5 protein-coding genes and 1 pseudogene are annotated in these 6,572 nt (G+C 68.4%); 4 read left to right on the top strand and 2 right to left on the bottom strand.

Features of this window, described 5'->3' with window-relative positions:
* On the top strand, positions 1–617 hold a 617-nt coding region (locus AOK23_RS40690), incomplete at its 5' end, for an ATP-dependent DNA helicase (RefSeq protein WP_169800384.1).
* Between the two features lie 136 nt (positions 618–753).
* Here the strand turns inward: AOK23_RS40690 and lexA are convergent.
* Positions 754–1,530, bottom strand: coding sequence for a transcriptional repressor LexA (gene lexA / locus AOK23_RS40685; RefSeq protein WP_055512494.1), 777 nt, complete (start codon positions 1,528–1,530; stop codon positions 754–756).
* Positions 1,531–2,090: 560 nt separating this feature from the next.
* Between lexA and nrdR the strand changes: the two genes are divergently transcribed.
* Both nrdR and AOK23_RS40675 read left to right on the top strand, forming a co-directional pair.
* Entirely contained in the window at positions 2,091–2,654 is a 564-nt protein-coding gene (gene nrdR, locus AOK23_RS40680) for a transcriptional regulator NrdR (protein ID WP_055717442.1), read from the top strand.
* Between the two features lie 158 nt (positions 2,655–2,812).
* Positions 2,813–5,707 (top strand): vitamin B12-dependent ribonucleotide reductase, encoded by a 2,895-nt coding sequence (locus tag AOK23_RS40675; RefSeq protein ID WP_055717441.1) that lies wholly within the window; start codon positions 2,813–2,815, stop codon positions 5,705–5,707.
* 69 nt (positions 5,708–5,776) lie between these two features.
* On the opposite strand, the gene AOK23_RS40670 is transcribed toward AOK23_RS40675, so the two are convergent.
* Positions 5,777–6,310: a TerD family protein gene (locus AOK23_RS40670; RefSeq protein ID WP_055717440.1), complete on the bottom strand. Its 534-nt coding sequence runs from the start codon at positions 6,308–6,310 to the stop codon at positions 5,777–5,779.
* A gap of 67 nt (positions 6,311–6,377) precedes the next feature.
* On the opposite strand from AOK23_RS40670, the pseudogene AOK23_RS51055 reads away from it, so the two are divergent.
* A pseudogene (locus AOK23_RS51055) lies at positions 6,378–6,572 on the top strand (DUF4937 domain-containing protein); the annotation flags it as partial.

The following is a 6,572-nucleotide window of genomic DNA, read 5'->3' as shown; positions in this document are numbered from 1 at the left end:
TGTCGCGTCCCGCGCGGGACGGCGACCGGGCGGACATGCTGGACGAGCTCACGGAACTGATCCAGGCGGCCGGCGGCCGGACACTCGGCCTGTTCTCGTCGATGCGGGCGGCCCAACTGGCGGCGGAGGACCTACGGGTCCGTATCCCGGAGTTCCCGATCCTCCTCCAGGGCGAGGAGACGCTGGGCGAGCTGATCAAGGGCTTCGCGGCCGATCCGAAGACCTGTCTGTTCGGCACGCTCTCGCTCTGGCAGGGCGTCGACGTGCCGGGCCCCAGCTGTCAGTTGGTCGTCATGGACAAGATCCCGTTCCCGCGTCCCGACGATCCGCTGATGAGCGCCCGCCAGAAGGCCGTCGAGGAAGCGGGCGGCAACGGCTTCATGGCGGTGGCGGCCACCCACGCCGCCCTGCTGATGGCCCAGGGCGCCGGCCGCCTCGTGCGGGCGCAGGGCGACCGGGGCGTCGTCGCCGTCCTCGACCAGAGGCTGGCGACAGCGCGGTACGGCAGCTATCTGAAGGCGTCACTGCCCGACTTCTGGTACACGACGGACCGTAACCAGGTGCGGAAGTCGCTGGCCGCCATCGACCAGGCGGCGAAGGCCCTCGAAGAGGCGTAGAAAAGCCGGTGGCCCGCCCCCGACAGGGGACGGGCCACCGGGCACGGAAAGCCCAGGACCCCGGAACCGGCGCAGTGGATTCCGGGGCCCGGATCAGGGGCGCGGACCGGCACGGGAGGCCGTCCGCCGCGAGGGGTCAGACGCGGCGCAGGACTGCCACCACCTTGCCGAGGATGGTCGCGTCGTCACCCGGGATGGGCTCGTAGGCGGCGTTGTGCGGTAGCAGCCACACATGGCCGTCCTCGCGCTTGAAGCGCTTGACCGTGGCTTCGCCGTCCAGCATGGCGGCCACGATGTCGCCGTTCTCGGCGACCGGCTGGCGGCGGACCGTCACCCAGTCGCCGTCACAGATCGCGGCCTCGATCATGGAGTCACCCACGACCTTCAGGACGAACAGCTCGCCGTCACCGACCAGCTGGCGCGGAAGCGGGAACACGTCCTCGACCGACTCCTCCGCCAGGATCGGGCCACCGGCCGCGATCCGGCCGACGAGCGGCACATACGACGCGGCGGGCTTGCCGGCGGTGTCGGTCGGCTGCGCCGCCGCCTGGTCGGAGCCGCGGACCTCGTAGGCACGAGGGCGGTGCGGGTCGCGGCGCAGGAAGCCCTTGCGCTCCAGGGCCATCAGCTGGTGCGCCACGGACGACGTGCTCGACAGGCCGACGGCCTGACCGATCTCGCGCATCGACGGCGGGTATCCGCGCCGCTGCACGGAGTCCCTGATGACCTCGATCACCCGGCGCTGCCGGTCGGTCAGTCCGGAGCTGTCCGCCCTGATGCCTGGAGGTCGGCCGGGCAGGGCCCGCTTGGGCCCCTCATGGTTCGGAACTTCGTTCATCGCGTGCACCGGCTCGAGTCGGCCCTGGGAGCGGTCCTGGGCAGTGATGGTGGCGCTGTCTGCGGTCGTGGTCACGTCGGCCCCTCTCGATGGTCTCCCGTGCAGCACAACGGTAGTTGCTTTCGAAAGGTTGCGCCAAACACACGTTCGAGTGAAAAACCGTGGATTACCTGACGTGACCATGTGTGCAGGTGTATGGCTCGACTGCTCCGGGCGGACAAAACCGCTGATTGCTGTACTCTTCACCGCCGGGGCGGGGGCTTCGTGGGCCGCTGGCGCCGCGCGGCACAGTCTGCCACTCCCCCCTTCTTCCGTCGGGTACCGGTACCCGGCTTTCTTCGGTTCCCCTCGCGTTCCGGCGCGTTCCGGCGCGTTCGGGTCCGTTCTGCGACGGCGCGGATGCGCTCCGCGACGGCCCCTCCGTGTGGCACTTGCCAGTACGGGTGCGACACGCGCGTCGTGTGGGGATTTACGTGCCGAGCCCTACATCTAGTGCTTGGATTGCAGCAACAGCCCAGAAGTTGTGGTCCCCCCGGTCTGAGGGCTCATGGTCATCCCCTATGCTTGGGGCTGCTTCCGCGGGGTCCAAGAGGCTCGTGGGGCTATTGAGTCGTGCTGTGAGGAGGGTTGGAGTTATGCACTGTCCCTTCTGCAGGCACCCCGACAGCCGTGTCGTCGACAGTCGTACGACGGACGACGGCACGTCGATCCGCAGGCGCCGCCAGTGTCCGGACTGCTCCCGTCGTTTCACGACGGTGGAGACGTGCTCGCTGATGGTGGTCAAGAGGTCCGGTGTGACCGAACCCTTCAGTCGTACCAAGGTCATCAACGGCGTCCGCAAGGCATGCCAGGGACGGCCTGTCACCGAGGACGCGCTCGCCCAGCTCGGCCAACGGGTCGAGGAGGCGGTGCGCGCCACCGGCAGCGCCGAACTGACCACCCATGACGTGGGTCTGGCCATACTCGGTCCGCTGCAGGAACTCGACCTCGTCGCCTACTTGCGGTTCGCCTCGGTCTACCGGGCGTTCGACTCGCTGGAGGACTTCGAGGCCGCCATCGCGGAACTCAGGGAAGAGCAGGGGAAGCGCCCCGACGCGGACGACGACGGCGTCGACAACGCGGTCGAGGGGTGCCGGGAGAACGACCGCGGGTCCGGAGGGACTGCCCAAGTCCCCGTGCCCGCCAACGCCGCCGACTGAGGGCGGGCCGCACCTCCGGACCATCAGGACCGGGTGATCGGCGGCGATCGAGACCTGTCGCGGACGGCTGTGAGCCGGGTCGCGACACAAGACAGAACACCGTGTCACAGGAACAAAGTGGCACTTCAGGGCGTTTTGGCCCGATACAGGGAGGCGGCATGACAGAGACGGCGAGCGGTCCGGCACGGAGTTCCCGCGCCAAGGGCACCAAGGCGAGCAAGGGCCTGCGTATCGAGCGCATCCACACCACCCCCGGCGTGCACCCGTACGACGAGGTGGCATGGGAGCGCCGTGACGTCGTCATGACCAACTGGCGCGACGGCTCGGTCAACTTCGAGCAGCGTGGCGTCGAGTTCCCCGAGTTCTGGTCGGTGAACGCGGTCAACATCGTCACCAGCAAGTACTTCCGGGGCGCCGTCGGCACCCCGCAGCGCGAGGTGAGCCTGAAGCAGCTCATCGACCGCATCGTGAAGACGTACCGGAAGGCCGGTGAGGACTACAAGTACTTCGCCTCGCCCGCCGACGCCGAGATCTTCGAGCACGAACTGGCGTACGCCCTCCTGCACCAGATCTTCAGCTTCAACAGCCCCGTCTGGTTCAACGTGGGCACCCCGCAGCCCCAGCAGGTCTCCGCCTGCTTCATCCTGGCCGTCGACGACTCCATGGAGTCGATCCTCGACTGGTACAAGGAAGAGGGCATGATCTTCAAGGGCGGCTCCGGCGCCGGCCTGAACCTCTCCCGTATCCGTTCCTCCAAGGAACTGCTCTCCTCCGGTGGCAACGCCTCCGGTCCCGTCTCCTTCATGCGCGGCGCCGACGCGTCCGCCGGAACGATCAAGTCGGGCGGTGCCACCCGCCGGGCCGCCAAGATGGTCGTCCTCGACGTGGACCACCCGGACATCGAGGACTTCATCGAGACCAAGGTGAAGGAGGAGGAGAAGATCCGCGTCCTGCGCGACGCGGGCTTCGACATGGACCTCGGTGGCGACGACATCACCTCCGTCCAGTACCAGAACGCCAACAACTCGGTCCGTGTGAACGACGAGTTCATGAAGGCCGTCGAGGCGGGCGGCGACTTCGGTCTGCGGGCCCGGATGACCGGCGAGGTCATCGAGCAGGTCGACGCCAAGGCGCTGTTCCGTAAGATCGCCGAGGCCGCCTGGGCCTGTGCCGACCCCGGCATCCAGTACGACGACACCATCAACAACTGGCACACCTGCCCCGAGTCCGGCCGGATCACCGCGTCGAACCCGTGCAGCGAGTACATGCACCTGGACAACACGTCCTGCAACCTGGCCTCGCTGAACCTGATGAAGTTCCTGAACGACGACGGCAAGGGCACCCAGTCCTTCGACGTCGAGCGGTTCCAGAAGGTCGTCGAGCTGGTCATCACCGCGATGGACATCTCGATCTGCTTCGCGGACTTCCCGACCCAGAAGATCGGCGAGAACACCCGCGCCTTCCGCCAGCTCGGCATCGGCTACGCCAACCTCGGCGCCCTGCTCATGGCGACCGGCCACGCGTACGACTCCGACGGCGGCCGCGCCCTCGCCGGCGCCATCACCTCGCTGATGACGGGTACGGCCTACCGCCGCTCCGCCGAACTCGCCGCGGTGGTCGGCCCGTACGACGGCTACGCCCGCAACGCCGACGCCCACAACCGCGTCATGAAGCAGCACTCAGACGCCAACGGCACCGCCGTGCGCATGGACGACCTGGACACCCCGGTCTGGGCCGCCGCCACGGAGGCGTGGCAGGACGTGGTCCGCCTCGGCGAGAAGAACGGCTTCCGCAACTCGCAGGCCTCGGTGCTCGCCCCCACCGGCACCATCGGCCTCGCGATGTCCTGCGACACCACCGGTGTCGAGCCGGACCTGGCGCTGGTCAAGTTCAAGAAGCTGGTCGGCGGCGGCTCGATGCAGATCGTCAACGGCACGGTCCCGCAGGCCCTGCGCCGCCTGGGCTACCAGGAGGAGCAGATCGAGGCGATCGTCGCCCACATCGCCGAGAACGGCAATGTGATCGACGCCCCGAGCCTCAAGCCGGAGCACTACGAGGTCTTCGACTGCGCCATGGGCGAGCGCGCCATCTCCCCGATGGGCCACGTCCGCATGATGGCCGCGATCCAGCCGTGGATCTCGGGCGCCATCTCCAAGACGGTCAACATGCCGGAGACGGCGACCGTCGAGGAGGTCGAGGAGATCTACTTCGAGGCCTGGAAGCTCGGCGTCAAGGCGCTGGCGATCTACCGCGACAACTGCAAGGTCGGCCAGCCGCTCTCCGCCAAGACCAAGGAGTCGGAGAAGGCGGAGATCACCGAGAAGGCCGAGGAGACCATCCGGACCGCGGTCGAGAAGGTCGTCGAGTACCGCCCGGTCCGCAAGCGCCTCCCGAAGGGACGTCCCGGCATCACCACGTCCTTCACCGTCGGCGGCGCCGAGGGCTACATGACCGCCAACTCCTACCCGGACGACGGTCTCGGCGAGGTCTTCCTGAAGATGTCCAAGCAGGGCTCCACCCTCGCGGGGATGATGGACGCCTTCTCCATCGCGGTCTCCGTCGGCCTCCAGTACGGCGTGCCGCTGGAGACGTACGTCTCGAAGTTCACCAACATGCGCTTCGAGCCGGCCGGTATGACGGACGACCCGGACGTGCGGATGGCCCAGTCGATCGTCGACTACATCTTCCGCCGTCTGGCGCTGGACTTCCTGCCCTTCGAGACGCGTTCCGCGCTCGGCATCCACTCCGCCGAGGAGCGTCAGCGCCACCTGGAGACGGGTTCGTACGAGCCCGCGGAGGAGGACGTGGACGTCGAGGGCCTGGCCCAGTCGGCCCCGCGGCAGACGGACCTGAAGGCCGTGGCCACGCCGCGGGCCGAGGTCGAGGCGGCAAAGCCCGCCCCGAAGCAGGCGCACACCAGCGCCGAGCTGGTGGAGATGCAGCTGGGCATCCACGCCGACGCCCCGCTCTGCTTCTCCTGCGGTACGAAGATGCAGCGGGCCGGCTCCTGCTACATCTGCGAGGGCTGCGGCTCGACCAGCGGCTGCAGCTGACCTCTTGAGGCACTGAAGGGCGGCACGGCTCATGGCTGTGCCGCCCTTCGGCGTCCGTGGCGCGGTGCGTCAGGACTCGCGCGGGGCGCCCATCACGCGGGCGAAGGTCGCCGGGTCCTCGTCGTAGCCGTGGAGACCGGGAAGGAAGCTCCAGGAGCCGGAGCCGTCCCGCACGAACTCGGCGATGACCGCGGCCGTGGAGCCCTGGACCGAGGCGAAGTCGTCCTCGGCGAGGACGGTGTAGTCCTCACGGATGCGTAGGGCCGGCTTGCTGACGTCACCGAAGGTCTTCGGGCTCGCCCCCTGCTGTATGGCGACGCCGATCACCACGCGCCCGTACCGGCTGTCGAGGCGGTTCAGCTCGACCGTCATCACCTCGTCCCAGCCGAAGCCCTGGCCGGTCTTGCTGTCGCGGTTGAGGGTGATGGTGCCGTCGGGCGAGCGGCTGTCGAAGTGCACGACGTAGGCCGGATCGCCGCTCGGGTCGGCCGCCGGGTAGGTCGCCGCGACGATGTCGAGGTCAGAGGGCGGCTGACCGGCAGGGCTCGGATCCCACTTCAGCGACACCTCGACCTTGCGGATGCCCTTGTTGAGGCCGTTCAACAGAACTCTCCTCCCCGTTCTCCGGTGCGTGAGGGCCGAACTGCTCCCCAGTCCAGGCCAGTTGCCCATCCTCGCACGCGTACGCCGGCGCTCGCCGGGCCACAACCCGTCGGAGAGTGACCGGCGCCACGCTCCGTGGCCTTACCATGGCGCGGTGCTGGTCAAGTGGATTCGCTGCACCGTGGTCGACCGCCGCGGTTTCGAGCGGGGGCAGCGAAAGTGGGCGGGGCTTCTGGGGGAGCCGGGATTCCGTGGACAGGGT

This window comes from Streptomyces torulosus, from assembly GCF_001419765.1.
Taxonomy (GTDB): domain Bacteria; phylum Actinomycetota; class Actinomycetes; order Streptomycetales; family Streptomycetaceae; genus Streptomyces; species Streptomyces torulosus.
This window is presented reverse-complemented; position numbering and strand designations above follow the sequence as displayed.